The sequence below is a fragment of the Streptomyces sp. NPDC028991 genome, from assembly GCF_055564775.1.
Genome location: NZ_JBVHVP010000004.1, coordinates 492,194 through 519,173 on the forward strand (window position 1 = coordinate 492,194; position 26,980 = coordinate 519,173).

Genomic DNA, 26,980 nt, shown 5'->3' on the forward strand with positions numbered 1-26,980 from the left:
CGTCGCACCCACCAGGGACAGCGGCCCGCGGGCCGTGTCTCCGCACGCACCACCCGCGTACGGGACCCCGCCGGCCGACAGCGCAGTCGGCCCGAGCAGTGCCGTGCGCGACCGAGCATCCGCAGTCGACGTCCTCTGCAGAAGAGGACTTTTTCACCGGGGGGAAACACCATATGAGCACCCGTGCGTCCAGATCCGGGGTGTTCCACAAGGAGGCATCGCTGCCTTCCCTGCTCGACCGCCAGGCCCGCCTGCGTCCCGACGAGACCGCCGTCACCGGTGCCGAGGGCGGTCTCACCTTCCGCCGGCTCGCCGAGGAGGCCCGCCGCCTGGGCGGCCACCTCGCGCGACTCGGCGTGGAACCGGACACCAGCGTCGGACTGTTCACCGAACCGTCCACCGAGCTGATCACCGGTGTCTGGGGCATCCTGAGCGCCGGCGCCGCCTACCTGCCGCTCTCTCCCGACTACCCGGTGGACCGGCTCCGGTACATGCTGGAGGACTCCGGGACCCGGGTCGTCGTCACCCAGGACCACCTGCTCGACCGCGCGCTGCGCCTGGTGCCGGAGGGGACGACGGTCGTCACCGCCTCCGACGTGACCGGCGGCCCGCCGTCGGCACCGCTGCCCGAGAGCCGCGGCGACCACCTCGCCTACGTCATCTACACCTCGGGCAGCACCGGCCGGCCCAAGGGGGTGATGATCGACCAGCGCAGCATCGTCTCCCAGATGCGGTGGCTGGCCGGCTACGGCCATCTGGGGCCCGAGGTGTCGGTGCTGCAGAAGACGCCGATGAGTTTCGACGCCGCCCAGTGGGAGATCCTGGCACCGGTCACCGGAGCCCGGGTCGTCCTGGGCGCTCCCGGCATCTTCCGAGACCCCGAGGCCGTCGTCGCCGCGATCCGTGAGCACCGCGTCACCGCCCTGCAGGCGGTGCCGACCCTGCTGCAGGCGCTCGTGGACACCGAGAAGCTGAGCTCCTGCACCTCGTTGACCCGGGTCTTCTCCGGCGGTGAGGCACTCACCCGCGCCCTCGCCACCAACCTGTTCGCGGCCCTGCCCGGCGTGTCCGTCGTCAACCTCTACGGACCGACCGAGACCACGATCAACGCCACCTCGTACTGGATCGACCCCGAGGCGCTCGCGGACGCCTCCTTCACCATCGTGCCGATCGGCACGCCGGCCGACAACGTCACCTGCTACATCCTCGACGAGAACCGGCAGCCGGTCGACATCGGCGAAAGCGGCGAACTGTTCCTCGGGGGCGCCCAGGTGGCGCGCGGTTACATCGGCCTGCCCGAGCAGACCGCGCAGCGGTTCCTCACCTCTCCGTTCAACCCGACCGAGCGGCTGTACCGCACGGGCGACCTGTGCCAGTGGAACGCGGACGGCACGATCCAGTTCATGGGCCGCACCGACAACCAGGTCAAGCTGCGCGGTTACCGCATCGAGCTGGAGGAGGTGGCCTCCCGGATCGAGGAGCACCCCTGGGTGCGGCGCGCCGCCGCCGTCGTCACCGACGACCCCCGTACCGGCAGCCAGGCGCTGGTGGCCGCCCTCGAGCTGAACGAGCGCACCGCCGCCGTCATGGACCAGGGCCGGGAGGACGCCGCCCACCACCGGTCGAAGGCGTCCAAGCTCCAGGTCCGGGCCCAGCTCGCCAACCCGGGACTGCGCGAGCCGACGGAGCTGGCCGGGCGCCGCGTCGTACGGCTGCCGGGCGGGGAGGCGACCGCGGACCAGCGCCGGGAGGCGTTCGCCCGCAAGACCTACCGCTTCTACGACGGAGGCCGCGTCACCGCCGAGGACCTCCTCGGCATGCTCGCCCCGCGCCCGGCAGCGTCGTACGCCCGGCCCCTGACCGAGCTGTCACTCGCGGAACTCGGCGGTCTGCTGCGCTGGTTCGGACCGTTCCGCAGCGAGGAGCGGCTCCTGCCCAAGTACGCCTACGCCTCCCCGGGAGCCCTCTACGCCACCCAGCTCTACCTGGAGACGCGGGGCCTGGCCGGGATTCCGGCGGGCCTCTACTACCACCACCCGGTCGACCACACCCTCGTCCGTGTCGGAGGAGCGTCCGAGGACTTGCCGGCCGAGGGCCTCCGGGTGCACTTCCTCGGCAAGGTGCGGGCCATCGAGCCGGTGTACAAGAACAACGTCGCCGAGGTGCTGGAGTTCGAGGCCGGGCACATGGTCGGGCTGTTCGAGGACGTGCTTCCCGGGTACGGCCTGACCATCGACCCGCACGGCTTCGACGCGTCCGTGAAGGACCGGCTCGACGTCGCGGACGAGGACCTCTACCTGGGCACCTTCACGATCGGTGGGAACCGCGGCGGGCCGCGTGCGGACGGGGCGGAGCTGTACGTGCAGGCCCACGGCGACCGGGTGGAGGGCCTGCCGGCCGGCCTGTACCGGTACCGGCACGGTGCGCTGGACCGGATCGGCCCCGAGGTCGTGGACAGACACCACGTCATCGCCATCAACCAGGGCGTGTACGAGCGGTCCGCCTTCGGTGTCAGCGCGGTGTCCCGTACCGACGCGGAGTGGCTGCGCTATCTCCTGCTGGGCAGGAAACTGCACCACCTCCAGCGCACCCCCGCGATGGGCCTGATGTCCTCCGGTTACTCCTCCAAGTCCGGCAACCCGCTGCCCGCCGCCCGCCGGCTGGACGACCTGCTGGCCGCGGCCGGCGAACCGTCCGCCCACGCCTCGTACTTCTTCGTCGGCGGCCGTGTCAGCAGGGAGCAGGCCGAGCACGAGGGCATGAACGAGGACGCGGTGCACACCAAGGGGCCGGCCGAGATGGTCCGCGACGACCTCGCCGGCTTCCTGCCGGACTACATGATCCCGGCCCGGGCGGTGGTGGTGAAGGAGCTGCCGCTGACCGCGAACGGCAAGATCGACACCAAGGCCGCCGCCCGGCTGCCGGAGGTCGCGCAGGCCCGCACGTCGGCCGAGTACGTGGCGCCCGGGACGGAGACGGAGCGCTGGCTGGCCGCGGAGTGGGGCCGGGCCCTGAAGTACGACGACGTCTCCGCGAAGGACGAGTTCTTCGCCTCCGGCGGCAACTCCCTGCACGCGGTGGCCCTGGTGAACCGGATCAACCGGCACTTCGGCAGCACGCTGCCGCTCCAGGTGGTCTTCGAGTCGCCGAGGCTCACCGACCTCGCGGCCCGCATCGACGCGGGCGCCCCGCCGCGGCTCTCCCGTCTGGTCCCACTGCACCCGGGAGGGCAGGACCAGCCCGTCTTCTGCTGGCCCGGGCTGGGCGGCTACCCGATGAACCTGCGGCTGCTGAGCCGGGAGGCGGCGGGCGGACGCGCCTTCTACGGGGTCCAGGCCCATGGCATCAACCCGGACGAGGAGCCGTACGGCTCGATCCGTGAGATGGCGAGGGCCGACGTGGCGGAGATCCGCCGTGTCCAGCCCGCCGGCCCCTACACCCTGTGGGGCTACTCCTTCGGCGCGCGGGTGGCCTTCGAGGCGGCGTGGCAACTGGAGCAGCTCGGCGAGCAGGTGGACCGGCTGCTGCTGATCTGCCCCGGCAGCCCGCGGGTGGCCACCGCGGGCGGCCGTCGGCGGGGCCGCGAGGCCTCCTACGCCGACCCCGCCTACGTGACGATCCTCTTCTCCGTGTTCACGGGCACCATCCGCGGCCCGGAGGCGGCCGAGTGCCTGCGCCGTACGACCGACGAGGACACGTTCGTGGAGTACGTGTGCGGGCTGCTGCCCCAGCTCGATGAAGAAACGATCCGTCGGATCGTCCGCATCGTCGCCGGCACCTACGAGTTCGAGTACAGCTTCCGGGAGCTGCGCGAACGCCGGATTGAGGCCCCGGTCACGATCTTCAAGGCGCGCGGTGACGACTACTCCTTCGTCGAGGACAGTTCCGGCTACTCGGCCGCACCGCCGGAGACCGTCGAGCTGACGGGCGACCACTACGGCGTCCTGAAGGAGGGCGGCATCAGGGAACTCGCCGCGGCCGTCCAGCGGGTGACGGAGCGCCCGTAAGCGCGCACGAGCCCGAACCCACAGCCCCTCGCCCCCGTGTGATCCCCCGCCACGGGGGCGAGGCCCCGGCCCGGTGCCGCACCGGGGTCCGGCAGAGAAAGGATCCGAACCGTGCCGCACGTCAGCATCAAACACTGGCCGCGCACCTTCACCGACGCCGACAGGGCCGGCCTCGTCGACGCGCTGACCCGGACGATCACCGCCGCCTTCGGCTGCCCCGCCGGGTCGGTGTCGATCGCCGTGGAGAGCGTCGAGCAGTCCCGCTGGATGGACCGCGTCCACGTACCCGAACTCGAAGAACGCTCCCACCTGCTGTGGAAGCACCCGGACTACGCCCAGCCCGTCCCGACCGAAGGAACCGAAAGCCGATGAGCGCCGCCATCCCCCTCGTTTTCACCGAAGAGGTCGCCGAGGCCCTGCACGAGGGTCGCCCGGTCGTCGCGCTGGAGTCCAACGTCATCACGCACGGCCTGGCCCACCCGCACAACGCCGAGACCGCCCACAAGGTGGAGGCCGCCGTCCGCAAGGGCGGCTCGGTGCCGGCGACGATCTGTGTCGAGGACGGCGCGATCCGGGTCGGTATGACCGAGCGGGACATCGAACGGTTCGCGTCGGAGTCCGGCATCCCGAAGGTCTCCAGCCGCGACCTGCCGGTCGTGCTGGCCCGGGGCGGCCGGGGCGCGACCACCGTCGCGTCCTCGCTGGTGGCCGCCGAACTGGCCGGGATCGCGTTCTTCGCCTCCGCTGGGCTCGGCGGAGTGCACCGCGGCGCCGAGACCACCATGGACGTCTCCTCCGACCTGATCCAGCTGACCCGCTCCAAGGTGGCGGTGGTCTGCGCCGGGGCCAAGATGATCCTCGACCTGAAGTTGACCATGGAGTATCTGGAGACGCAGTGCGTCCCGGTCGTCTCCCACGGCTCCGACGACTTCCCCGCCTTCTACTGCGCCTCCAGCGGCGTCAGGTCCCCGCACCGCATCGACGACGAGGACCTGATCGCGAAGACCGTCGCCCTGCACTGGGCCGCGGGCCACCCCGGCGGAGTCGTGATCACCACCCCGCCCCGGGCGGCGGACGCCGTGGCCCCAGCCGAGGCCGAGGCGGCCATCGCGGACGCACTCGTCCGGGCGGAGCGGGACGGGGTCGCCGGTCAGGGCCTGACCAAATACCTGATGCACGCGGTCGACCGCGCCACCGGGGGCCGTACCGCGCAGGCCAACATGGCCGTCCTGATCTCCACGGCCGAAGTGGGCGGACGCATGGCCGCCGCCTACGCCCGGCACCGGGCCGAGCACTCCTGACCACTCGCACCGTCGTCAACCGGTTCACGGAAGGACCCGACATGACCTCCCTGTTCGACTCCGCCACCTTCGGCAAGATCCCGCTGGACAACCGCTTTGTGATGGCGCCGATGACCCGCAACCGGGCCAAGCCGTGCGGCGGCGCCACCGGCCTGATGGCCGAGTACTACGCCCAGCGGGCCTCCGCCGGGCTCATCATCACCGAGGGTGTGCAGCCGTCCCAGGTCGGCCAGGGCTTCCTCAACACGCCCGGCCTGCACCACCCCGAGCAGATCGGGGCGTGGCGGGCCGTCACCGACGCCGTGCACGAGAAGGGCGGCCGTATCGTCGTCCAGCTCATGCACTCCGGCCGTATCGGCCACCCGTCGCTGTACGAGAGCGCCCACCGGTCCGTGGCCCCCTCGCCGGTCGCGGCGGCCGGCCAGTGCTTCACTCCGGACGGCATGCGGGACTACGAGGTGCCCCACGAGCTGACCACCGAGGAGATCGCCACCACGGTCGCGGACTTCGCGTCCGCCGCCCGGAACGCCGTCGAGGCCGGATTCGACGGCGTCCAGGTCCACGCGGGCAACGGTTTCCTGCTGCACCAGTTCCTCGCCGAGAACACCAACCGGCGGACCGACGCCTACGGCGGCTCGCTCGCGAACCGCATCCGCCTGACCGCCGAGGTCACCGAGGCCGTCGCCACCGCGATCGGCAACGAGCGCACCTCGGTGCGCCTCTCGCCCGGCAACCCCTACAACGACATCGCCGAGGGCGACACCGAGGCCCTGTACGCGGCTCTGCTGCCGGCCCTTCCGGACCTCGCCTTCCTGGAGGTCTGCGAGATCGTCGCCCGCCCGGTGACGCGAGCGGTGCGCGACCTGTGGCGGGGCAACCTGGTGGTGAACCCGCACGCCACCCCGGACTCCTTCCCGGCCACGGCGACGGTCGCGCAGGAGGTGCTGGACGAGGGCCTGGCCGACGCCGTCTCGCTCGGCGCGCTGTTCCTCGCCAACCCCGACCTGCCCGCCCGGGTACGGGCCGGCGGTCCGTTCAACACGCCCGACGAGTCGACGTACTACGGCGGCGACCACCGCGGCTACACCGACTACCCCGCCCTCGACCGGTGAGCGCGACCAGCAGACCCGAACGGTCCCTGCTGCTCTTCTCGGGCCGGGCCCATCCGGACCTGGCCCGGCGGATCGCGGCGACGCTCGGCACGGGACTCGTGCCCACGCAGGCCAGGGACTTCGCGAACGGCGAGATCTACGTCCGTCACGAGCAGTCCGTGCGCGGAGCGGACTGCTTCGTGATCCAGTCGCACACCGAGCCGATCAACACGTGGATCATGGAACAGCTCCTCATGATCGACGCGTTGAAGCGGGCGTCGGCCCGGAGCATCACCGTCGTGGCGCCGTTCTACGGCTACTCGCGGCAGGACAAGAAGCACAGGGGCCGCGAACCGATCTCGGCACGCCTGCTCGCGGACCTGCTGACGGCCGCGGGCGCGGACCGGATCATCACCGTCGACCTGCACACGGACCAGATCGCGGGCTTCTTCGACGGTCCGATGGACCACCTGTTCGCCCTGCCCACGCTCGCGGACCACATCGCGGCGCACACCGACCACGACCGGCTGACCGTGGTGTCGCCGGACGCGGGCCGGGTGCGGGTCGCCGACCGGTGGTGCGACCGCCTCGGCACGCCACTGGCGATCGTCCACAAGAAGCGCGACAAGGACGTGGCGCACCGGGTCAGCGTCCACGAGGTGGTCGGTGACGTCGCGGGCCGGGTGTGCGTGCTGGTCGACGACATGGTCGACACGGCGGGCACCATCTGCGCGGCCGCCGAGGCGCTGTACGACGGCGGTGCCGAGGAGGTCATCGTGGCGGCCACCCACGGCATCCTCTCGGGGCCGGCGGTGGACCGGCTGAAGAACTCGCGGGTCAGCCGCTTCGTGTTCACCGACACGCTTCCCACGGCCGCGGCGACCGGCCTGGACAAGGTCGAGGTGCTCTCCATCGCCCCGGTCGTCGCCCGCGCGATCCAGGAGATCTTCGAGAACGGCTCGGTGACGAGTCTTCTCGACGAACTGTAGAACGGCCGGAGCCGGTCCCACCGCCGTGGGCCGGCTCCCCGTCGGCCGATTCCCCCGGCACCGTCCGCGAGCAGAGCCTCCACGGGCCGCGTGCACTCCTCCACGTGGCAGGAAGCCACTTGTGAACGTGTGACACACCGCACTTTCCCGAGTGACCCGCGCCCTCCTGGGCATGAGCCAGCCTGAGCGAGTACCCGGATCTCACCATGCGATACCGCAGGGGGGAAACCCGGACGCTCGGTAAAATGAGCCGACCGCAGTACATATACGTACGTGCGGAAAGAGACGGATTGAGCGAGGAGCGCACGTGGGCCTTGTCGTGCAGAAGTACGGAGGCTCCTCCGTAGCCGATGCCGAAGGCATCAAGCGCGTCGCCAAGCGGATCGTGGAAGCGAAGAAGAACGGCAACCAGGTGGTCGCCGTCGTTTCCGCGATGGGCGACACGACGGACGAGCTGATCGATCTCGCCGAGCAGGTGTCCCCGATCCCTGCCGGGCGGGAACTCGACATGCTGCTGACCGCCGGAGAGCGCATCTCCATGGCGCTGCTGGCCATGGCGATCAAAAACCTGGGCCACGAGGCCCAGTCGTTCACCGGCAGCCAGGCCGGAGTCATCACCGACTCGGTCCACAACAAGGCCCGGATCATCGACGTGACGCCGGGTCGCATCAAGACCTCGGTGGACGAGGGCAACGTCGCCATCGTGGCCGGCTTCCAGGGCGTCAGCCAGGACAGCAAGGACATCACCACGCTGGGGCGCGGCGGGTCCGACACCACGGCCGTCGCTCTCGCCGCCGCGCTCGACGCGGACGTCTGTGAGATCTACACCGACGTCGACGGCGTGTTCACCGCCGACCCGCGCGTGGTGAAGAAGGCGAAGAAGATCGACTGGATCTCCTTCGAGGACATGCTGGAGCTCGCGGCCTCCGGTTCCAAGGTGCTGCTCCACCGCTGCGTGGAGTACGCCCGCCGGTACAACATCCCGATCCACGTCCGGTCCAGCTTCAGCGGGCTCCAGGGCACGTGGGTCAGCAGCGAGCCGATCAAGCAAGGGGAAAAGCACGTGGAGCAGGCCATGATCTCCGGTGTCGCGCACGACACCTCCGAGGCCAAGGTCACGGTCGTCGGTGTCCCGGACAAGCCGGGCGAGGCGGCCGCGATCTTCCGCGCGATCGCCGACGCCCAGGTCAACATCGACATGGTCGTGCAGAACGTGTCCGCCGCCTCCACGGGCCTGACGGACATCTCCTTCACCCTGCCGAAGACCGAGGGCCGCAAGGCCATCGACGCGCTGGAGAAGAACCGCGCGGGGATCGGCTTCGACTCGCTGCGCTACGACGACCAGATCGGCAAGATCTCCCTGGTCGGCGCGGGGATGAAGAGCAACCCGGGCGTCACCGCCGACTTCTTCACCGCGCTGTCCGACGCCGGGGTGAACATCGAGCTCATCTCGACCTCCGAGATCCGCATCTCGGTCGTCACCCGCAAGGACGACGTGAACGAGGCCGTGCGCGCCGTGCACACCGCCTTCGGGCTGGACTCCGACAGCGACGAGGCCGTCGTCTACGGAGGCACCGGGCGCTGATGTCCGACATCCAAGGCGCCGGGCGCACCGGGCGGCCGGCCCTGGCCGTCGTGGGCGCGACCGGCGCCGTCGGCTCGGTCATGCTCCAGATCCTGTCGCAGCACGCGGACGTCTGGGGCGACATCCGTCTGATCGCCTCGCCGCGCTCGGCCGGCCGCAAGCTGGCGGTGCGCGGTGAGGAGGTCGAGGTCGTGGCGCTCGCCGAGGAGGCCTTCGACGGAGTCGACGTCGCCATGTTCGACGTACCCGACGAGGTCGCCGCGCAATGGGCGCCGGTCGCCGCCGCCAAGGGTGTCGTGGTGGTCGACAACTCCGGCGCGTTCCGGATGGACCCGGACGTGCCGCTCGTCGTGCCCGAGGTCAATCCGCACGCGGTGCGGATGCGGCCGCGCGGCATCATCGCCAACCCCGACTGCACGACGCTGTCCATGATCGTGGCGCTGGGCGCGCTGCACGCCGAGTTCGGGCTGCGCGAGCTGGTCGTCTCCTCGTACCAGGCGGTGAGCGGGGCCGGACGGGACGGTGTGGAGACGCTGCGCCGGCAGCTGTCCCTGGTGGCCGGCACCGAGCTGGGGACCAGCCCCGGTGACGTGCGGCGGGCCGTCGGCGACGACACCGGTCCGTTCCCGGAGCCGGTCGCGCTGAACGTCGTACCGTGGGCCGGGTCGCCGCGCGAGGACGGCTGGTCGTCGGAGGAGATGAAGGTGCGGGACGAGTCCCGCAAGATCCTCGGTCTGCCGAACCTTCCCGTCGCCGTGACGTGCGTACGGGTGCCGGTGGTCACGACGCACTCGCTGACCGTGCACGCCCGCTTCGAGGGTGAGGTCACCGTCGAGGGGGCCCGGGAGATCCTGGCCACCGCGCCGGGCGTCGTCCTCTTCGACAACCCGGCCGCGGGCGAGTTCCCGACCCCCGCCGACGTGGTCGGCACCGACCCGACCTGGGTCGGCCGGGTGCGGCGGGCCCTGGACGACCCGACGGCGCTCGAGCTCTTCGTTTGCGGAGACAACCTGCGCAAGGGGGCCGCGCTGAACACCGCGCAGATCGCGGAGCTGGTGGCGGCCGAGTTCGGCTGAGCGGGGATCAGAGGGCTGAAGGCCCTGGCCGCTGTGGGGTTCGTTCGTAGCAGTTATGGACGAGATGTGATCCGGAAGTTGGTCCGGACTACTTGTACCCGGCACCTGTGGCATCAGAGGATTTCCTCCCCGCCCTCCGCAACCGTGCGGAGGGCGGGGAGCGTCTTTGCGGTCACCCATTCAGGGCGCGGGGACGCGTGAGTCGGCGTGGGGACGCCGAGGACGGGCGTGGGGACGCTCGTTCACATGGGACATAGGGGAAGAGCGGGACGATGAGGGCCTATGACGCACCATCAGCCGGGTGGCTGCCCGACAGACGCGGGAACGTGACGCCTGGCACGTACAACCCTCACGGGGGTGCGCGTGTCCAACTGGCGTGGCAGAGGTACTCGAATTCACCGCGGGAACGCGGGGCGCGGCTCTGCGCCCGCCCAGCCGGTCCGTCCGTCCCCGTGTGGCCGGTCCGGCCGGTGGCATGCCGGTGATCGCGCCCATGCCCGCAGCGCGGCCGGCCCGCATATCGAACCAGCGCGACGGCGCGGACGAGGACGCGGTGGCGGCGGGTACCACCGTCGACCACCTCACCGAGACGTACCGGGCGCACTACCGGTCGCTGCTCGGCCTCGCCGCCCTCCTCCTCGACGACACCGCCTCCTGCGAGGACGTCGTCCAGGAGGCCTTCATCCGCGTCCACTCGGCTCGCAAACGCGTCCGTGACCCGGACAAGACCCTGGCGTACCTGCGCCAGACCGTCGTCAATCTCTCGCGCTCGGCGCTGCGCCGCCGCATCCTCGGCCTCAAGCTGCTCTCCAAGCCCATGCCGGACATGGCGAGCGCGGAGGAGGGCGCCTACGACCAGTTGGAGCGCGACTCGCTGATCAAGGCGATGAAGGGGCTCCAGCGCCGCCAGCGCGAGGTCCTGGTCCTGCGTTACTTCGCCGACATGACCGAGGCACAGGTCGCCGAGACGCTCGGCATATCCCTGGGCTCGGTCAAGGCGTACGGGTCGCGCGGTATCGCTGCGCTCAGGGTGGCCATGGAGGCACCGGTATGAGCGACGGCAACGATGCGCGCCGCGACGCCCGCGACGAGCGCGCACCCCGGAAGGGGGACACACCTCGGCAGGGGGACACACCCCGGCAGGGGGACGCGCCGACCGAGCCGACCCGACCGGCCGGGCTGATCGGGCAAGAGCAGCCGAAGCACACGCACGCTGGGAACGGAACTGTGAACCACGGCCCCGCCGAACAGGGCCCCGACGCCCAGGGTCCCAACGCCCAGGGCTCCGACGCCAAGGGCCCCGACCCTCACGGGACGGACTCTCACGGGACGGACTCTCACGGGACCGGCGGGCTCGACTCCGACGAGCTGGTCCTGCGCAGAATGCTGCACCAGGCCGTCCAGGAGGTGGAGCCGAGCGAGGGCACCCTGGACCACCTGCGCCGCGCGGTGCCCGCCCGGCGGGCCCGCAAGCGTCAGGCCGCCGTCGGCGTGGCGGCCGCCGCCCTCTTCCTCGGCACCGCGGTCCCGGCCCTCTTGCACGTGTCCGGCGCCACCGGCCCGGGGGCCGACCCGTCCGTCGCGGGCCACGCCTCGCAGGCCCAGGGCGGCGCCTCCCAGGGCAAGGACCCGGCCGGCGGCCAGAGTGGCGTCGCCGGCTCCGCGGGCACGACCGAGGGCAGCGACAAGGCCGATCCCAAGGAGACGCCGGACAAGGGCAGGGAGAGCGGCGCCGCGACGGGTACCGCCCCCGGCGCCGACCCGTCCGCCAGCACCGCCGCCGACATCCCCGCGTGTTCGGCGAAGCAGCTCGGTCCGGCCGTGGCGAGCAGTGCCGCACCCGATTCCACGGGCGTGGTCTACGGCTCCTTCCACGTCACCAACGTCTCCTCGGACGGCTGCACCGTCGTCGGCCCCGGCAACGTGGTCGCCACTCCGCAGGGTGCGGCGGACGCCGCGAAGATCGGCACGGCACGGCACGCGGCCGGAGACGCCGCGGCCGGCCTGCCCGACCCGTCCCTGGAGACCACCACGCTGACGCTGGCGCCGAGCTCCGCCTACGAGGTGCGGTTCGCCTGGGTGCCCTCGGAGACCTGTCCCACCACCGGCGGCACCACGGGGGGCAGCACGGGCGCACCCTCGCCCGCTCCCTCGCCCACCGAGGACACGACGGCCGCCGCGGGCGGCACCTCCACCGGCGGCGGCGACACCGGCCCCACGACCCAGCTCGTCACCGAGGACGGCCCGGCCGACGGGAGCGTGGCGGTGACGTACACCCCGGAGGGCGGCGCCGGTTCGGCGACGGTCACGGTGTCCGACGCGTGCGCGGGGACGGTGTACTGGACGGGAGTGCTGGCGGGGACGGGAATGTAGCCGTCGTCGGCGGGCGTCTCCGAGCGCTGTCGCGCGTCAGGCGTCCGACGTCAGGCATCCGGCGTCCGACGTCCGCCCATCCGGCGTCAGGCGTCCGGCGTCCGGTGTCGTCAGCCCATCCGGCGTCTGGTGTCCGGTGTCAGACGCCGGACGGCGTGGGCTGCGGCTCGGGCTCGTCCTCCGTGACCAGGCCCAGCTCCGCGTCCCGGGCGAGTTCGACCTCGCGGCGCAGCAGCCGGAACCACATGAAGATCACGAATCCCACGAAGGCGAACCACTCGGCGGTGTAGCCGAGGTTCTGGAACGCCTTGAGGTCCAGCCCCGTGTTCTGCGGCGCGCTCACGGGTACGGCACGCATCCCGGAGTCGCCCTCGTTGAGCGTGACCCACGCGTCGTACACGTCGTACGGCACCAGGTTGAGCAGGGTCGCCGCGCTGATCGCTCCGGTCTGTCCGGCCGGCCATCCGGTGCGGCCACTGACGCCGTTGGCGCCGACCGACTCGGCCGCCTGGAGCGCTCCGGTGACGGTGACCTCGCCGGTGGGCGGGGCCGGGGCCTTCGCCGGGTCGGGCTCGCCGGGCAGCCAGCCGCGTACGACGGGCAGCGCCTTGCCCGCGTCGGTGCGCAGCAGGGTGAGGACGTAGTAGCCCTCCCGGCCGTCCAGCTCCCGCTCCGGGACGAGCAGCTGGTCGTCGTACCGGCCGCTCACGGTGGTCTGGTCGCCGACCGTCGCCTTGTCCACGGGCAGCAGCTCCGCCAGGGGGCGGGCCGCCTCCGGGTGGCCCGACTCGCCCTGCGTGGTCGCGGTCTCGTGGTCCTGCACCCGGTCCTCGAACCGGCCGAGCTGCCAGGAACCCATGAAGATGCAGAAGGGGATGGCCAGGACGACGAAGACGTTGATCCCCCACCATCGGGGCGTCAGCAGAAACCGGTACACGCCCTCCACGGTACGGTGCGCGCCCCGCCGCCCGTCCGCGGGGCTGTGGAAAAGCGTCGGACAGAGCCGGTGCGGGCGGAGTTGTCCACAGGCTGGGGATCTGATCTGCGCTTTGTCCCCGGGACGGGGCAGTATGGGGCCATGACTGAGAGCAACGGGTCCGTGTCACCGGACCAGCGGCGGGGACAGGGCAGCGCGGGGGACGGCCCGCAGGGCGCGGAGATGCCCGACTGGGAGAAGCGGTTCCGGGCGCCGCGGGTGTCGCTGCCCGACTGGGCCGAGGACGCACCGGACCGCTCCCTGTTCGTGTCGAACGCGACGGGGACGTACGAGCTGTACGCCTGGGACCGCTCGACCGGCGAGCAGCGCCAGGTCACCGACCGGCCCAACGGCACGACGGACGGGGTGCTCTCGCCGGACGGCGACTGGATCTGGTGGTTCGACGACAAGGACGGCGACGAGTTCGGCGTCTGGCGCCGCCAGCCCTTCCCGGGCGGCGAGGACGAGCTCGCGGTGCCGGGCCTCGACCCCTCCTACCCGGCGGGGCTCGCCCTCGGCCGCGACGGGCGTACGGCGGTGATCGGCCGCTCGACCGACGAGGACGGCACGACGATCCACGTCGCGTCCGCGGGCGGGGCACCGGCGGAGATCTACCGGCACCGGGAGTCCGCGGGCGTCGGCGACCTCTCCCACGACGGCACGCTGATCGCCATCGAGCACACCGAGCACGGCGACGCCATGCACTCGGCGCTGCGCGTCCTGCGCACCGACGGTTCGACGGTCGCCGAGCTCGACGACACGAAGGGCGGCGAGGAGGAGCTGGGCCTGGAGGTCCTCGGCTTCGCGCCGGTCGCCGGCGACACCCGCCTGCTCATCGGCCACCAGCGCCGGGGCCGCTGGGAGCCCCTGGTGTGGGACGTGGCGACGGGTGAGCAGACCGACCTCGCCCTGGAGCTGCCCGGTGACGTCAGCGCCGAGTGGTATCCGGACGGCAGCGGCCTGCTGATCGTGCACGGCTTCGAGGCCCGCAGCGAGCTGTTCCGCTATGACTTCGCCGAGCGCGAGCTGGTGGAGATCGAGACCCCGGCCGGCACGGTCTCCGGGGCGACGGCCCGCCCGGACGGCAGCGTGGAGTACCTGTGGTCGTCGGCCGCCGAGCCGTCGGCGGTCCGCTCGACGACCGGCCGGGTCGTCCTGGACCCACCCGGCATGAAGTCGCCGGGATCGGTCCCGGTGGAGGACGTCTGGGTGGAGGGCCCGGGCGGCCGCATCCACGCCCTGGTCCAGAAGCCGGCCGGCGCGAGCGGCCCGCTCCCGACGGTTTTCGACATCCACGGCGGCCCGACCTGGCACGACAGTGACGCCTTCGCCGCCGGCCCGGCCGCCTGGGTCGACCACGGATACGCGGTGGTCCGCGTCAACTACCGCGGCTCCACCGGGTACGGGCGTGCCTGGACCGACGCCCTCAAGCACCGGGTCGGTCTCATCGAGCTGGAGGACATCGAGGCGGTGCGCGAGTGGGCGGTCACCTCCGGCCTCGCGGACCCCGAGCGGCTGATCCTCACCGGCGGCTCCTGGGGCGGCTACCTCACCCTCCTCGGCATCGGCACCCGGCCCGAGGCGTGGACGCTGGGCATCGCCGCCGTCCCGGTCGCCGACTACGTCACCGCGTACCACGACGAGATGGAGGGCCTGAAGGCCCTCGACCGCACCCTCCTGGGCGGCACCCCCGAAGAGGTCCCCGACCGCTTCGAGGCGTCCTCGCCACTGACCTACGTCGACCAGGTCAAGGCCCCGGTCTACATCTCCGCCGGAGTCAACGACCCGCGCTGCCCGATCCGCCAGGTCGAGAACTACGTCGAACGCCTGGAGGCGAGGGGCGCGGTCCACGAGGTGTACCGCTACGACGCGGGGCACGGATCACTGGTCGTGGACGAGCGCATCAAGCAGGTCCGACTGGAACTGGACTTCGCGGAACGCCACTTGCCACGGAGCTGACAGCTCGGTGGCCGGCCCGAGCCGGTTCGAGCCGGTTCGAGCCGGTTCGAGGGCGGCTTCTTGACCGGACGTGGCGGGCGGCAGGCGGCAGGGGGTGGGTGCGCGGGGCGGGTGCGGAGCCACAGGCCGGCCCCCAGGGGGGAGCCCGCAGCCCCCTGGCAGGGTCGTAGGGGCGGCGCCCTTACGACCCCGTCCGGGCGGCGCCCCTACGACCCCGTCCGCTGCCCCGTCCGCCGCCCCAGCAACTCGGCCAACCCCCGCCGCGTGGCCGCCAGCACCACGCGGTCCTCGCTCCGCATGACATACGTGTCGGGCAGCTCCCACACCAGCCTGGACCCCTGATCACCCTCGCCGTCGGCTCCCGCGGCCTCATCCCGCTCCCCGTCGGAGACCTCGAGCGCCAGCACCCGCCACGCCCCCGCCCGGAACGCCTCGCCGACCGTCTTCCCCTCCAACTGCGGGTGCCCGGCCACCTTCACCGCCGCGAACAGCAGCACCCGCCGCTCGACGGGGATCGCCCCGAGTACCTGGCGGCCCATCATCGCCCCGGCGAAGGCCGGCGCGGACAGGTGGGTCACACTGCGGCTCCGGGTGAGCGCGCCCGGGTGCGCGGCGCGCAGGGTGCGGTACACGGCGGTCGCGAAGTCGTCGTCGTACAGGCGCAGCACCACCCGCAGGCGGGACCGTACGGAGCGGGCGTAGAGCGCTGCCTCCAGGTTGGTGGTGTCCACGCTGGTCAGGGCGAGCAGCGAGTGCGCGCGGTGGATCTTGGCGGCCTCCAGGACGCCCTCCTGGGTGACGTCCCCGAGCACCACCGGTACCCGCAGCCGCCGCGCGGTCGCCATGCCGCGCGCCTCTGGGTCGGCCTCGACGCACACCACGGGGATGTCCATCTCCCGCAGCCGGGTCAGCACGCGCGTACCGATCTTGCCGAGACCGAGCAGGACGACGTGGCCGCCCAGCCCGCGCGGCGGCTTGCGTAGCGTCGAGGCGCTGCGGAAGGTCCCGAGGGCTTCGAGTACGGCGGCCAGCAGCACCGGCAGCAGCAGCAGGCCGACGAACCCGGACAGCAGTTGGAGCACCTGCCGTCCGGTGTCCTTGTTGTGCGCGGGTTCGTTGATGGAGAACAGGTCGAGCAGCGTCACGTACGTGGCGTGCAGCGGGTGGTCGTCGGTGATCACCATCAGCGCCACGGCGAGCGCGACCACACAGGCGCCCAGACCCGCCAGCGACCAGCGCAGCCGCCGTGAGAACAGCTCCCCGAACGGGGGCACACCGGTGCGTGCCGCGGGCAGTGGCGGGCCGGAGTACGACACCTGTTCCAGGGCTACGGTGCCGCGTCCGGTGGCCGCCTCCACCGCCGCGGCGTCGGGCAGCAGTTGCGGCCCCTGCTCGCCGCTCTCCTCGGAACCGTCCGCGCCCGCCGGGTCGTTGCTCGTCGCGGACAGCAGCGCGAGGGTGCACAGCCCGGGGTCGGCCACCTCGCCGGGGCGGGGCGGCTGCCGTTCCACCGCGCGCAGCAGCAGCCCGTCCGTCTCGACGACCTTGCTGGTGCCGACGAGGGCGGTCGCGGCCAGCGCGGGCGCGGCGGTGTCGGCGTCGGACAGCACGGTCGTGGAGGTCCCCGCGCCGTCGAGCCCCGACTCCCGTGTGTCGCCGGTCGCCAACGCCGCACTCTGATCGAGGAGTTCCTCGATGTGCCGGCCGAGACGCCGGTTGTACAGGCGCAGGACCAGGCGCAGCCGGGGGTTGAGCCGGCGGGCGGTCAGGGCGGCGCGGATGTTGGTCTCGTCGTCGTCGTACACGAGGGCCAGCGCGGCTGCCCGGTCCACGCCGGCCTCCGCCAGCACGTCCTCGGTCGGCTCGGCGGCCTCCAGTTCGCGGCCGGTGCCGCTCGGCTCGCCGCCGCCCGAGCGGTTGACGGCCGCGTTGACCATGTCCAGCAGCGCCGCCGAGGCGGCGCGGGCCCGCCCGACCATCGGCTGTCGCACCCGGCGCCCGGAAGGCGGTACGACAAGAGTGACCTGCTCGCGGTACACGCCGCGCAGTTCCGCGGCCAGCCGGTGGGCCAGCCCGTCGTCGCCGCACACCACCATGTGCGCGTACGCGTCGCCTTGTTGAACCTGACTCGGAACGCTCCCCGTTTGAGTGCCCATTTGGGAGAAGACAGTACCCGCGGCAGATGCGGTTCCCCGCGCGCGCGAAGAGACGGAGCAGAGACGGAGGAGAAGCGCGGGGGAGAAGCGCGGGGAGAGGGAGAGCGGCATCAAAGGAGCGTAAAGATTGCCGGAACACGGAAATGACGCGCTCCTGCGCCGCGTGTGACGATTCGTTGCACCGAAGCTCAGCGACGGGCGAGAGGGGGACGGCACGATGGCCTGGTTTCTCGGACCGGGCATCACGGGGGTCGTGCTGCTCGCCCTGTCGCTGGTCTTCGACGGACTGCTGGAAGGCGCCTTCGGGGGAGTGCTGGACGGAGTCCTGGAGGGGTGGCTGTCGTTGCCGGTCGTCGCCGGGTTCACCGCGATGACCGGCTTCGGTGGCGCCATCGCCCTCGGCACCGGCTTGGCCGGTCCCGAGGGCGCCGCAGGGGCCGGCGCGGTCACCGGGGTGGGGGCCGGCTGGGGGGCCGGCTGGCTGACGTAGCGCCGCGCCGCCGCGCAGCGGTTCCTGATGCAGCAGGACGGCATCGTCTGCTTCACCCGGGAAGTGCTGTCCGGCGCGCTGCGCGCGTTCGTGGGCCGGATGTCCGAGGAGGACGTCATCCGGGACCGGGCCGTCTTCGCCGGGCAGGCCGCGAAGACGGCGGACGCGCCTGGCCGGTCGGACGCGCCGGTCCGGTCGGAACAGCAGGAAGAACCGGACCGACCGGAAGTGCCGGACCGACCGGAAGTGCCGGACCGACCGGAAGTGCCGGACCCGCTGCGCAACGGCAAGGTGGAGATCACCGGCTGACAGCCGCCCACCGGCCGGGCCGGCCCGCTCAGACCTCGTGGGCGGGCCCGTTCAGATCTTGTGGGCGGGCCCGTTCAGACCTCGTGGGCGGGCACGCTCAGATCTCCTGGGAGGCGAGAGACAGCTCAGACCTCCTGAGGGGGGAGGGACAGCTCAGGCCTCCTGGGGGAAGGGACAGCTCAGATCTCCTGGGCGGGCCAGCTCAGCAGCCGCGCTCCGATGACCGCGGTCTGCAGGGTGTAGCGGTGCACCGGGTCGGCGGGGTTGGCCCCGGTCAGCTGGTGGATGCGGTCCAGCCGGTAGGTGAGGGCCCGCACACTGAGTGACAGCCGCCGGGCGGCCTCGGCCGCGGTGCAGCCGGCGTCGAAGTACGCCTCCAGCGTCCGCAACAGCGGCTCGGGGCCGCCCCGGGCCCCGCGCAGCGGACCCAGCACGCTCAGCACCAGGTCGGCCATCGCCTGCCGGTCGCGGGTGAGTACCGGGTAGACGAGCAGGTCGGCGGCGCGCAGCACGGGCTCGTCGAGCTCCAGCCGTTCGGCCAGTTCGAGGGTGCTCAGCGCCTCCTCGTAGCTTTGCACCACGCCGCCGGCGCCGTTCTGGGGGCGCCCGATGGCGACCCGGCTGCCGTCCGTGGCCGCGTACGCCTGCTTGGCGAAGAAGGCGAGAACGTCCTCCTGGTCGCCGGGCGCGATGCAGATGAGCTGCCCGTTCTTCGTGGTGATCAGGACGCGCCGGTCGCCGAAGCGGGAGATGAGCGCCGTCTCCACGAGCCGGGTGACCGGGGCGGTGTCGTCGTACGACTCGGGCGCCTCGGCCACCGCGACGGCGTGGGCGTGGGAGAGGACCAGCCCGAAACGCTCGGCCCGCTCGGCGAGCCGGCCCAGGTCGCTGCGCCCGTAGAGCAGGTCGTCGATGAACTCCCGCCGTGCGGCCTCCTCCTGCCGTACGGCGAGGTGCTGGGCGCGTTCGTATCCCTCGGCGAAGGCGTCGACGGCCTGGGCGACGGCGGCGAGCACACTGTCCGTGACGCCGGTGCCGGTGCCGGTGCCGGTGCCGGAGCCGTAGGCGGAACCGGAACCGGAGCCGGAGCCGGAGCCGTAGGCGGTACCGGAGCCGGTGCCGGCGCCAGGCCAGGAGGCTCGCGTGGCGTCCAGGTGCAGCCGCACGAGACTGCGCAGACTCTGCCCCGCCTCCGCGGCCTGCTCACCGAGGAGCCGCCGTTCCTCCAGCTCGTCGCGGGTCAGCCGGCGCCCGGTGGCCGCCACTCCGGCCAGGATCTCGGCGTATCCGTTCAGATACGTCTCCTGCTGATCGGTCCCCTGGTCCGTCACCCCGCGCCTCCCCTGCCGTTCACGCCCGGTGCGCGGTGTCCGGCAACGTGAGGGTAGTCAAGACTGCCGGAAACCGGAAACGCGGGCGGGCCAGGGCAGGGGCTACCGTCCCGCCGCCCTCACGGCCGCTGGTAGGGATGCTGCTGCGCCTGCCCGTACGTCTGGCCGCCCGGGCCGCCGGGGCCGCCCTGGCCGCTCACGGCCTGGGTCTGGAGCTGGTCCGCCTGCTCCTTGGTCACCTGCTGCTCGGCGCCGCAGAAGGTGCACTGCGTCAGGTACTTCGTGGAGAACGGGAACAGTGGCACGAAGAACAGCGTGAACTTCGTGACGCGCTTCCTGAGCGTGTGCGCGGAGGGGTTGCCGCACTGGCCGCACACCAGCGTCAGTATCGCGAGTTGGTAGAGGTATCCCTTGGTGCCGAAGATGATCACGAGGCGGTCCTTCCGGGTCGGTGCCCGCGGCGCGCAGGGCACGCAGATCTTCTCCCAGATTGCGCCCGGACGGGCTCCGGAAGCCACCCGCGGCCGTCGTCGGACGCCGTCGGACGCCGTCGGCCGTCGTCGGACGCCGTCGGCCGTCGTCGGACGCCGTCGGACGACGCCGGACGGCCGGCTTCACTCCTCGAGGTCCGCGCCCCCGGTCTCCCAGCGCAGCAGGTCTCCCGGCTGGCACTCGAGTACGTCGCAGAGCGCGGCGAGCGTCGTGAAGCGCACCGCCTTGGCGCGGCCGTTCTTGAGCACGGCCAGGTTGGCGGGGGTGATCCCGACGCGCTCCGCGAGCTCGCCCACGGACATCTTGCGCTTCGCCAGCAGCACGTCGATGTCGACGACGATCGGCATCAGATCACCTCTGCCAGCTCGGCCCGCATCCGCGCCGCCTCGATGTCGCGCGCGACGGCCTGGGCGAGCAGCATCCGCAGTACGAGCACGACCAGCGCGACGCCGAGGATCGCCAGGACGACCCCGCCCAGCAGGAGCACGATGCCGGGCGCGACGGCCTCGCCGGGTGCCAGGACGACCGCGAGCGCGAACACCAGGAGCGCGGCCGCGACGAAGGCACCGATCACGACATGGACGTACCGGAAGGCACCGAGGGAGAACACGGTGCCCCGCCGCACCATCGTCACCAGCCGCCAGACGCAGACCAGTACGGTCTGGGCCGCAGCCGCCCCCAGGACCACGATCAGGAACACCGGTGTGCGTACTGCCGCGAGAGCGGCGTCGGGGTCGCCCGATCCGGCCGCCAGCAGCCAGACCAGCACCGCCTGAACGAAAACCGAGCCGGCGAGCAGCATCCCGATCACACCGCGCAGCGCGAGCACCGTCAGCCTTCCCATTGCCCCTCCTTCAATCCCATGACCCCCTCCTTCAATCGTTCTACGATGGAAATCTATCGAAAGTCGATAGACTCGGCAAGGTCTGGCATGGCGGGGTGGGTATCAATAGCCCGGTTCGGGGCACACCCGTAGTCACAGCGAGCTCACTGGGGTATCACGGAGAGTACGCAGAGGGCTCGTGGTGAGCTTACGGAGAGCCAGCGGTCGGCAGCGGTCGGCAGCGGTCGAGAGCGGTCGGGAGCGGTCGGGAGCGGTCGGGAGCGGTCAGTCATGGCGGTGGCGCAGGAACCCGGTGTCGCGGAAGCGGCGGAACCGGCCGTTTCGCCGGTCGGTTCCCACAACGAGTGGGACCCGTTGGAGGAGGTCGTCGTCGGGCGGCTGGAGGGCGCGACGATCCCCTCCGACCACCCGGTCGTGACCTGCAACGTCCCACCGTGGGCGGCCCGGTTTCAGGGACTCGCCGCGGGCTTCAGGTATCCGCGCGTCCTGGTCGAACGGGCGCAGCGCGAGCTCGACGGGTTCGTCGCCCTCCTCCAGTCCCTCGGCATCACGGTCACACGGCCCGAAGCGGTCGACCACCGGCAGCGCTTCAGCACCCCGGACTGGTCGTCACGCGGTTTCTGCAACACCTGCCCGCGCGACTGCCTGCTCGTGATCGGCGACGAGATCATCGAGACCCCGATGGCCTGGCCCTGCCGCTACTTCGAGACCCACTCCTACCGGCCGATCCTCAAGGACTACTTCCGGCGCGGCGCGCGCTGGACGGCCGCCCCGAAGCCCCAGCTCACCGACGAGCTCTTCGAGACGGACTTCCGCGTCCCCGCGGCGGGCGAGCCGATGCGCCACATCCTCACCGAGTTCGAGCCGGTCTTCGACGCGGCGGACTTCGTCCGCGCGGGACGCGACATCTTCGTCACCCGCAGCAACGTCACCAACCGCATGGGTATCGAATGGCTGCGCCGTCACCTCGGCCCCGGTTACCGCGTCCACGAGATCGAGAGCCGCTGCCGCACGCCCATGCACATCGACACCACGTTCGTTCCCCTCGCGCCGGGCAGGGCACTGGTCAACCCGGAGTACGTCGACGTCGACCGCCTCCCGGACGTCCTGCGCTCGTGGGAGATCCTGACCGCGCCCGAACCCGACCCGATCGACGACCGCATGCTCAAGGTCACCTCGATGTGCGGCAAGTGGCTCAGCATGAACCTCCTCGCCATCGGCGACGGGCGGGTGATCGCGGAACGGCACCACACCGGCATGCTGCGCGCGCTGGAGAGCTGGGGCTTCGAGCCGATCCCGTGCGACCTGCTGCACTATGCGCCGTTCGGCGGCTCGTTCCACTGCGCGACCCTCGACGTACGGCGCCGCGGCACGCTCGAGTCGTACACCGACTGACGGGGTGACGCACCACCGCGGTGCTGCTCCCGCACGTCTACACGTCGAGCCGGGCCGTACGTCATCCAGGGCGCCCGGGATGTCACCCTCGGGCGTCGGGTACGAGAACGACCTTTCCTGTCGTTGCCCGCGACTCCAGGGCGGCGTGTGCCGCGGCGGTCTGCGACAGGGGGAAGGTCTGGAAGGCGGGTACCAGGTTCCCGGCCGCCGCCTCCGCGAGCGCGCGCGACTCGTCGGCCGACGTGTCCTGGCCCTCCAGCAGCAGGGCCAGCGCGTCGGTGAAGCGGACGCCGCGCTCCTTCAACTCCGTCTCATCGGGCCGGAACTCCTCCCGGGAGGCCGCGCCGATGGTGACGTAGCGCCCGCCCTCGGCCAGTAGCCCGAACGCGGCCCGCCCCTTGTCGCCCTCGACACCGTCCACGACGGCCGTGACACCGCGCCCGCCCAAGGCGTCCCGGACGGTGCCCGCCCAGTCCGCCAGGTCGTAGTCGACCGCGACGTCGGCCCCGAGCTCCCGCACGGCCGCAGTCTTGGCCGGTCCGCCTGCCGCGCCGATGACCGTGGCGCCGAGGCGGCGGGCGAACTGGACGACCAGACGGCCGACCCCGCCGGCCGCGGACGTGACCAGGACCACGTCGTCGGAGGTGAGCTCCGCGATGTCGAGCAGACCGATGGTGGTGGTGCCGGTGACGACCATGGTGACGGCGGCCTCGTAGCTGAGCCCGACGGGGATCCGGTGCAGGGACGCGACTTCGGCGACGGCGAGTTCGGCGTAACCTCCCGGACTGCCGTGCGAGGTCACCACCTCGGCGCCGATCCAGGCCCCGTCCACGTCCGGCCCGACCGACTCGACGACGCCGGCCACCTCACCCCCGAAGATGGCCGGAAGCGCGGGGAGCGGCGGGCCGATCTCCAGCCCTTCCCGCATCGCCGTCTCGATCTGGTGGACACCCGCGGCCCTGACCGATACCCGGACCTGGCCAGGTCCCGGCACGGGGTCGGGCACCGTCTCGTAACGGAGGTTCTCAGCCGAACCGAACTCGTGCAGCACGATGGCGCGCATGGTCGTTCCTTCCGGTGGGTCTGCCGAAGAACCCCCACTCTGCGACCTCTACCTAACTTGAGGTCAACCTTTCACACCGCACACCGCACACCGCACACCGCACGTCACACGCCGCACGTCACACGCCGCACGCCCGCACGTCGCACGTCGCACGTCGCACGCCAGGGTGCGGGGGGCGGGGCACGCGCCAAAGCCTGATGCTGGAAACGGGGTGTGTGTTGTTTATCGTCTCCCAGTGCGAACAATTGTGGTTCCTGCCCGCGGAGCGGAAGGTTTGTCGTGATGACGCGGCGATGGCCGCGTCTGCGGCATCCGGCGCAGATCGTCGTGACCGGATTCGCCATGGCGATCGCGGGTGGGACCGGCCTGCTCATGCTGCCGGTGGCCAAGGCCGGCCCCGGCGGTGCGAGTGCGATGGAGGCGTTGTTCACTTCCACCTCCGCGGTGTGTGTGACCGGTCTGGCCGTGGTGGACACCGCCGGCTACTGGAGCGGTTTCGGGCAGGCGGTGATCCTGGCGCTCATCCAGGTGGGTGGCTTCGGCATCATGACCTTCGCCTCCCTGCTGGTCCTGCTGGTGTCCCATCGCATCGGCCTGAAAGCACGCATGACGGCCGCCGCGGAGACCAAGACCCTGGGGCTGGGCGATGTCCGCTCGGTCGTGACCGGTGTGGTCAAGGTCAGCCTTCTGCTGGAGGCGGTCACCGCGCTGGTGCTGACCCTGCGGTTCGCCACCGCCTATGACGAGCCTTGGCCGCGTGCGCTGTGGCTGGGCGTCTTCCATGCCGTCTCGGCGTTCAACAACGCCGGCTTCGCCCTGTACTCCGACAGCCTGATGGGCTTCGCCACAGATCCATGGATCTGCCTGCCCGTCGCGCTGGCGGTCATCGCCGGCGGACTGGGCTTTCCGGTCCTGTTCGAGCTGCGCCGCCGTTGGCACCGGCCGCGGTCCTGGTCCCTGCACACCAAGATCGTGATTTGGGCGTCCGGGATCTTCCTGGTCGGCGGCAGCGCCTTCGTCACCGTGATCGAATGGTCCAACCCGGCCACGCTGGGCCCCCTGCACGCACCCGGCAAGCTGCTGGCCGGCTTCTTCCAGGGCGTCATGCCGCGTACCGCCGGGTTCAACAGCCTGGACACCTCCCAGATGAATCCCGCGAGCTGGCTGGGCACGGACGTGCTGATGTTCGTCGGCGGTGCCAGCGCCGGCACCGCCGGCGGTATCAAGGTCACCACCTTCGCTGTGCTGTTCTTCGTCATATACGCCGAGATCCGTGGCGAGGGCGCGGTCAACATCTTCCACCGCCGCCTGCACGGTGACCTCCAGCGTCAGGCTCTGACCGTGGTGCTGCTGTCCGTGGCCGCCGTCGCCGTCTCCACCCTGGCCTTCGTCGTCTTCACCGACTACAGCCTGGACCAGTCGTTGTTCGAGACCACCTCCGCCTTCGCCACCGTGGGACTGTCCACCGGCATCACCGGGGGGCTGCCGTCCGGTATGCAACTGCTGCTGGTCGCGCTGATGTTCATCGGCCGGCTCGGCCCCATCACCGTCGCCTCCGCGCTTGCCCTGCGCAGCCGCGTCCGCCTGTACGACCTTCCCGAGGAGCGACCCGTCATTGGCTAGGAAACCCAGCACCAAGAAGCGGCGCACCGGCCCGGAGAGCTCCGTCGTCGTGATCGGCCTGGGCCGCTTCGGCCGCGCCCTGGCCCTGGAACTCGCCGACGAGGACACCGAAGTCCTGGGCATCGACGAAAACGCCGAAGTCGTCCAGGCCCTCTCCGGATCCCTCACGCACGTCGTGCGGGCCGACTCCACCAAGGAGGACGCCCTGCGCCAGCTCGGCGTCCACGAGTTCGAGCGCGCAGTCGTCGCCATCGGCACCGACCTGGAAGCCAGCATCCTCACCGCCTCGCTGCTGATCTCCTTCGGCATCGAGAACGTCTGGGCCAAGGCCACCAGCGAGGCCCACGGCCGCATCCTCGACCAGCTCGGTGTCCACCACGTCGTCTACCCCGAGCACGACATGGGCCAGCGCGTCGCCCACCTCGTACGGGGCCGCATGCTCGACTACATCGAATTCGAGGACGACTTCGCCATGGTCAAGACCAACCCGCCCACCGACATCATCGGCCTTCCCCTGTCCAACAGCGCCGTCCGTACCCGTTACGGCATCACCGTCGTCGCCATCAAGCGCCCTGGCGAAGGCTTCACCTACGCCACTGCCGAAACCGTGGTGGAAGCAGACGACACCATCATCGTGGCCGGACGCACCCGAGCGACCGAGCGCTTCAGCGAACTCCAGTAAAACTGGACGGGACGGGACTGGACGAGACGGGACTGGGCGCGACTGGATGGGAGGCGAGCCGCGCCCGGTCGGCGCTGCCGAGGTGGTTACTTCGGGTCGCGGTTGAAGTTCGACGCCGACCAGAGGTAGCCGAGTACCGCCAGTCCCAGGCACCAGGCGGTGGCGAGCCAGCCGTTGTGGCCGATCTCGGTGCCGAGGAGCAGTCCGCGCAGGGTCTCGATGGCGGGGGTGAAGGGCTGGTATTCGGCGATCGGCTGGAACCAGCCGGGCATGGCGTCGATGGGGACGAAGGCGCTGGAGATGAGGGGGAGGAAGATCAGGGGCATGGCGTTGTTGCTGGCGGCTTCGGCGTTGGGGCTGATCAGGCCCATGCCGACGGCGGTCCAGGTGAGGGCGAGGGCGAAGAGGACGAGGAGTCCGAGTGCGGCGAGCCACTCCAGGGGGGTGGCGTCGGTGGAGCGGAAGCCGATGGCGGTGGCGACGGCGGCGACGAGGATGACGCTGGCGACCGACTGGAGGACGCTGCCGATGACGTGGCCGATGAGGATGGATCCGCGGTGGATGGCCATGGTGCGGAAGCGGGCGATGATGCCTTCGGTCATGTCCATGGATACGGAGACGGCGGTGCCGATGGTGGTGGAGCCGATGGTCATCAGGAGCAGGCCGGGGACGAGGTAGGCGATGTAGTCGGAGCGGTCGCCGCCGCTGATGCCGGTGCTCATCGTGTCGCCGAAGATGTAGACGAAGAGCAGGAGCAGCATGATGGGTGTGAGCAGCAGGTTCAGGGTGAGGGAGGGGTAGCGCCGGGCGTGCAGGAGGTTGCGGCGCAGCATGGTGGTCGAGTCGCGCAGGGTGGGGGAGAGGGTGCTCATCGGAGGTTCTCCTTGGGCTGGTGGGGGGTGTCGGGTCCGGTCAGGGTGAAGAAGACGTCGTCGAGGTCGGGGGTGTGGAGGGTGAGTTCGTCGGCCTGGACGCCGGCGGAGTCGAGCCGGTCGAGGAGGGTGCGCAGTGCGTGTTGGCTGCCGTCGCCTGGGATCTGGAGGGCCAGCGCCTCGTCGTCCCGGGTGGTTTCGCCGAGAGCGGCTGCGGCGCTCTGGTAGGCGGCCGGGTCGGTGAAGCGGAGCCGGACGTGTCCGCCGGGGGTGAGGCGTTTGAGTTCTTCGGGGGTGCCTTCGGCGGCGATGCGGCCGTTGTGGAGGACGGCGATGCGGTGGGCGAGTTCGTCGGCTTCTTCGAGG

General features: G+C 71.4%; 21 protein-coding genes and 3 pseudogenes. 15 read left to right on the forward strand and 9 right to left on the reverse strand.

Going from position 1 to position 26,980, the window contains the following annotated elements:
* The first annotated feature begins 173 nt into the window (after positions 1 to 173).
* From ACZ4V1_RS12525 to ACZ4V1_RS12565, 9 genes are all read left to right on the forward strand, one after another.
* Entirely contained in the window at positions 174 to 4,007 is a 3,834-nt protein-coding gene (locus ACZ4V1_RS12525; RefSeq protein WP_468333436.1) for an amino acid adenylation domain-containing protein, read from the forward strand.
* A gap of 111 nt (positions 4,008 to 4,118) precedes the next feature.
* Positions 4,119 to 4,379 (forward strand): tautomerase family protein, encoded by a 261-nt coding sequence (locus ACZ4V1_RS12530; RefSeq protein ID WP_468333439.1) that lies wholly within the window; start codon positions 4,119 to 4,121, stop codon positions 4,377 to 4,379.
* Positions 4,376 to 5,308, forward strand: coding sequence for a pseudouridine-5'-phosphate glycosidase (locus ACZ4V1_RS12535; protein WP_468333442.1), 933 nt, complete (start codon positions 4,376 to 4,378; stop codon positions 5,306 to 5,308). The genes ACZ4V1_RS12530 and ACZ4V1_RS12535 overlap by 4 nt, the downstream gene beginning before the upstream one ends.
* Before the next feature lie 41 nt (positions 5,309 to 5,349).
* Complete coding sequence (locus ACZ4V1_RS12540) at positions 5,350 to 6,420, forward strand: alkene reductase (protein WP_468333445.1); 1,071 nt, start codon at positions 5,350 to 5,352, stop codon at positions 6,418 to 6,420.
* Positions 6,417 to 7,388, forward strand: a complete 972-nt coding sequence (locus ACZ4V1_RS12545; RefSeq protein WP_468333448.1) for a ribose-phosphate diphosphokinase — start codon at positions 6,417 to 6,419, stop codon at positions 7,386 to 7,388. Before ACZ4V1_RS12540 ends, ACZ4V1_RS12545 begins: the two co-directional genes overlap by 4 nt.
* A 307-nt stretch (positions 7,389 to 7,695) precedes the next feature.
* A complete protein-coding gene (locus ACZ4V1_RS12550) occupies positions 7,696 to 8,973 on the forward strand; it encodes an aspartate kinase (protein ID WP_055418711.1) in 1,278 nt (425 codons plus the stop codon).
* Positions 8,973 to 10,049: an aspartate-semialdehyde dehydrogenase gene (locus ACZ4V1_RS12555; RefSeq protein ID WP_468333452.1), complete on the forward strand. Its 1,077-nt coding sequence runs from the start codon at positions 8,973 to 8,975 to the stop codon at positions 10,047 to 10,049. Before ACZ4V1_RS12550 ends, ACZ4V1_RS12555 begins: the two co-directional genes overlap by 1 nt.
* Before the next feature lie 475 nt (positions 10,050 to 10,524).
* The gene (locus ACZ4V1_RS12560; RefSeq protein ID WP_468333568.1) at positions 10,525 to 11,103 is read left to right on the forward strand and encodes a SigE family RNA polymerase sigma factor; all 579 of its coding nucleotides are present in this window, start codon (positions 10,525 to 10,527) and stop codon (positions 11,101 to 11,103) included.
* Positions 11,100 to 12,422, forward strand: coding sequence for a hypothetical protein (locus ACZ4V1_RS12565; RefSeq protein WP_468333455.1), 1,323 nt, complete (start codon positions 11,100 to 11,102; stop codon positions 12,420 to 12,422). The genes ACZ4V1_RS12560 and ACZ4V1_RS12565 overlap by 4 nt, the downstream gene beginning before the upstream one ends.
* Before the next feature lie 139 nt (positions 12,423 to 12,561).
* On the opposite strand, the gene ACZ4V1_RS12570 is transcribed toward ACZ4V1_RS12565, so the two are convergent.
* Positions 12,562 to 13,359 carry an SURF1 family protein gene (locus ACZ4V1_RS12570; protein WP_468333458.1) on the reverse strand — a complete coding sequence of 266 codons (798 nt, stop codon included), beginning with the start codon at positions 13,357 to 13,359 and terminating at the stop codon, positions 12,562 to 12,564.
* A gap of 141 nt (positions 13,360 to 13,500) precedes the next feature.
* Between ACZ4V1_RS12570 and ACZ4V1_RS12575 the strand changes: the two genes are divergently transcribed.
* The gene (locus ACZ4V1_RS12575) at positions 13,501 to 15,357 is read left to right on the forward strand and encodes a S9 family peptidase (RefSeq protein WP_468333461.1); all 1,857 of its coding nucleotides are present in this window, start codon (positions 13,501 to 13,503) and stop codon (positions 15,355 to 15,357) included.
* A 206-nt stretch (positions 15,358 to 15,563) separates the two neighbouring features.
* Here ACZ4V1_RS12575 and ACZ4V1_RS12580 read toward each other — a convergent pair whose 3' ends face one another.
* Positions 15,564 to 17,453 carry an NAD-binding protein gene (locus tag ACZ4V1_RS12580; RefSeq protein WP_468333571.1) on the reverse strand — a complete coding sequence of 630 codons (1,890 nt, stop codon included), beginning with the start codon at positions 17,451 to 17,453 and terminating at the stop codon, positions 15,564 to 15,566.
* Between the two features lie 277 nt (positions 17,454 to 17,730).
* Between ACZ4V1_RS12580 and ACZ4V1_RS12585 the strand changes: the two are divergent.
* Positions 17,731 to 17,982, forward strand: a pseudogene (locus ACZ4V1_RS12585) (hypothetical protein); the annotation flags it as partial.
* 24 nt (positions 17,983 to 18,006) lie between these two features.
* Positions 18,007 to 18,171, forward strand: a pseudogene (locus ACZ4V1_RS12590) (flotillin family protein); the annotation flags it as partial.
* A 320-nt stretch (positions 18,172 to 18,491) separates the two neighbouring features.
* On the opposite strand, the gene ACZ4V1_RS12595 reads toward ACZ4V1_RS12590, so the two are convergent.
* The 4 genes from ACZ4V1_RS12595 to ACZ4V1_RS12610 all read right to left on the reverse strand — a co-directional run bounded on the left by ACZ4V1_RS12595 (position 18,492) and on the right by ACZ4V1_RS12610 (position 20,979).
* A complete protein-coding gene (locus ACZ4V1_RS12595) occupies positions 18,492 to 19,643 on the reverse strand; it encodes a PucR family transcriptional regulator (RefSeq protein ID WP_468333464.1) in 1,152 nt (383 codons plus the stop codon).
* Between the two features lie 119 nt (positions 19,644 to 19,762).
* Positions 19,763 to 20,074 (reverse strand): zinc-ribbon domain-containing protein, encoded by a 312-nt coding sequence (locus ACZ4V1_RS12600; protein ID WP_468333467.1) that lies wholly within the window; start codon positions 20,072 to 20,074, stop codon positions 19,763 to 19,765.
* 183 nt (positions 20,075 to 20,257) lie between these two features.
* Positions 20,258 to 20,482, reverse strand: coding sequence for a helix-turn-helix domain-containing protein (locus ACZ4V1_RS12605; RefSeq protein ID WP_468333470.1), 225 nt, complete (start codon positions 20,480 to 20,482; stop codon positions 20,258 to 20,260).
* Complete coding sequence (locus ACZ4V1_RS12610) at positions 20,482 to 20,979, reverse strand: DUF2975 domain-containing protein (RefSeq protein WP_468333473.1); 498 nt, start codon at positions 20,977 to 20,979, stop codon at positions 20,482 to 20,484. Before ACZ4V1_RS12610 ends, ACZ4V1_RS12605 begins: the two co-directional genes overlap by 1 nt.
* Positions 20,980 to 21,249: 270 nt before the next feature.
* Between ACZ4V1_RS12610 and ACZ4V1_RS12615 the strand changes: the two genes are divergently transcribed.
* A complete protein-coding gene (locus ACZ4V1_RS12615; protein ID WP_468333476.1) occupies positions 21,250 to 22,374 on the forward strand; it encodes an amidinotransferase in 1,125 nt (374 codons plus the stop codon).
* 82 nt (positions 22,375 to 22,456) lie between these two features.
* On the opposite strand, the gene ACZ4V1_RS12620 is transcribed toward ACZ4V1_RS12615, so the two are convergent.
* Entirely contained in the window at positions 22,457 to 23,437 is a 981-nt protein-coding gene (locus ACZ4V1_RS12620; protein WP_468333479.1) for a zinc-binding dehydrogenase, read from the reverse strand.
* Positions 23,438 to 23,719: 282 nt separating this feature from the next.
* Between ACZ4V1_RS12620 and ACZ4V1_RS12625 the strand changes: the two genes are divergently transcribed.
* Positions 23,720 to 25,060: a TrkH family potassium uptake protein gene (locus ACZ4V1_RS12625; RefSeq protein WP_468333482.1), complete on the forward strand. Its 1,341-nt coding sequence runs from the start codon at positions 23,720 to 23,722 to the stop codon at positions 25,058 to 25,060.
* A complete protein-coding gene (locus ACZ4V1_RS12630; protein WP_468333485.1) occupies positions 25,053 to 25,742 on the forward strand; it encodes a potassium channel family protein in 690 nt (229 codons plus the stop codon). The genes ACZ4V1_RS12625 and ACZ4V1_RS12630 overlap by 8 nt, the downstream gene beginning before the upstream one ends.
* An 86-nt stretch (positions 25,743 to 25,828) precedes the next feature.
* Here ACZ4V1_RS12630 and ACZ4V1_RS12635 read toward each other — a convergent pair whose 3' ends face one another.
* Positions 25,829 to 26,614: an ABC transporter permease gene (locus ACZ4V1_RS12635; protein WP_468333488.1), complete on the reverse strand. Its 786-nt coding sequence runs from the start codon at positions 26,612 to 26,614 to the stop codon at positions 25,829 to 25,831.
* Positions 26,611 to 26,980, reverse strand: a pseudogene (locus ACZ4V1_RS12640) (ABC transporter); the annotation flags it as partial. The gene ACZ4V1_RS12635 and the pseudogene ACZ4V1_RS12640, both read right to left, overlap by 4 nt.

Bases quoted from the DNA above. Each gene is read 5' to 3' on its own strand.
- ACZ4V1_RS12525 (WP_468333436.1), top strand. From the start codon at position 174: ATGAGCACCCGTGCGTCCAGATCCGGGGTGTTCCACAAGGAGGCATCG.
- ACZ4V1_RS12535 (WP_468333442.1), top strand. From the start codon at position 4,376: ATGAGCGCCGCCATCCCCCTCGTTTTCACCGAAGAGGTCGCCGAGGCC.
- ACZ4V1_RS12540 (WP_468333445.1), top strand. From the start codon at position 5,350: ATGACCTCCCTGTTCGACTCCGCCACCTTCGGCAAGATCCCGCTGGAC.
- ACZ4V1_RS12555 (WP_468333452.1), top strand. From the start codon at position 8,973: ATGTCCGACATCCAAGGCGCCGGGCGCACCGGGCGGCCGGCCCTGGCC.
- ACZ4V1_RS12560 (WP_468333568.1), top strand. From the start codon at position 10,525: ATGCCGGTGATCGCGCCCATGCCCGCAGCGCGGCCGGCCCGCATATCG.
- ACZ4V1_RS12565 (WP_468333455.1), top strand. From the start codon at position 11,100: ATGAGCGACGGCAACGATGCGCGCCGCGACGCCCGCGACGAGCGCGCA.
- ACZ4V1_RS12575 (WP_468333461.1), top strand. From the start codon at position 13,501: ATGACTGAGAGCAACGGGTCCGTGTCACCGGACCAGCGGCGGGGACAG.
- ACZ4V1_RS12580 (WP_468333571.1), bottom strand. From the start codon at position 17,453: ATGGTGGTGTGCGGCGACGACGGGCTGGCCCACCGGCTGGCCGCGGAA.
- ACZ4V1_RS12605 (WP_468333470.1), bottom strand. From the start codon at position 20,482: ATGCCGATCGTCGTCGACATCGACGTGCTGCTGGCGAAGCGCAAGATG.
- ACZ4V1_RS12610 (WP_468333473.1), bottom strand. From the start codon at position 20,979: ATGGGAAGGCTGACGGTGCTCGCGCTGCGCGGTGTGATCGGGATGCTG.
- ACZ4V1_RS12615 (WP_468333476.1), top strand. From the start codon at position 21,250: ATGGCGGTGGCGCAGGAACCCGGTGTCGCGGAAGCGGCGGAACCGGCC.
- ACZ4V1_RS12620 (WP_468333479.1), bottom strand. From the start codon at position 23,437: ATGCGCGCCATCGTGCTGCACGAGTTCGGTTCGGCTGAGAACCTCCGT.
- ACZ4V1_RS12625 (WP_468333482.1), top strand. From the start codon at position 23,720: ATGACGCGGCGATGGCCGCGTCTGCGGCATCCGGCGCAGATCGTCGTG.
- ACZ4V1_RS12635 (WP_468333488.1), bottom strand. From the start codon at position 26,614: ATGAGCACCCTCTCCCCCACCCTGCGCGACTCGACCACCATGCTGCGC.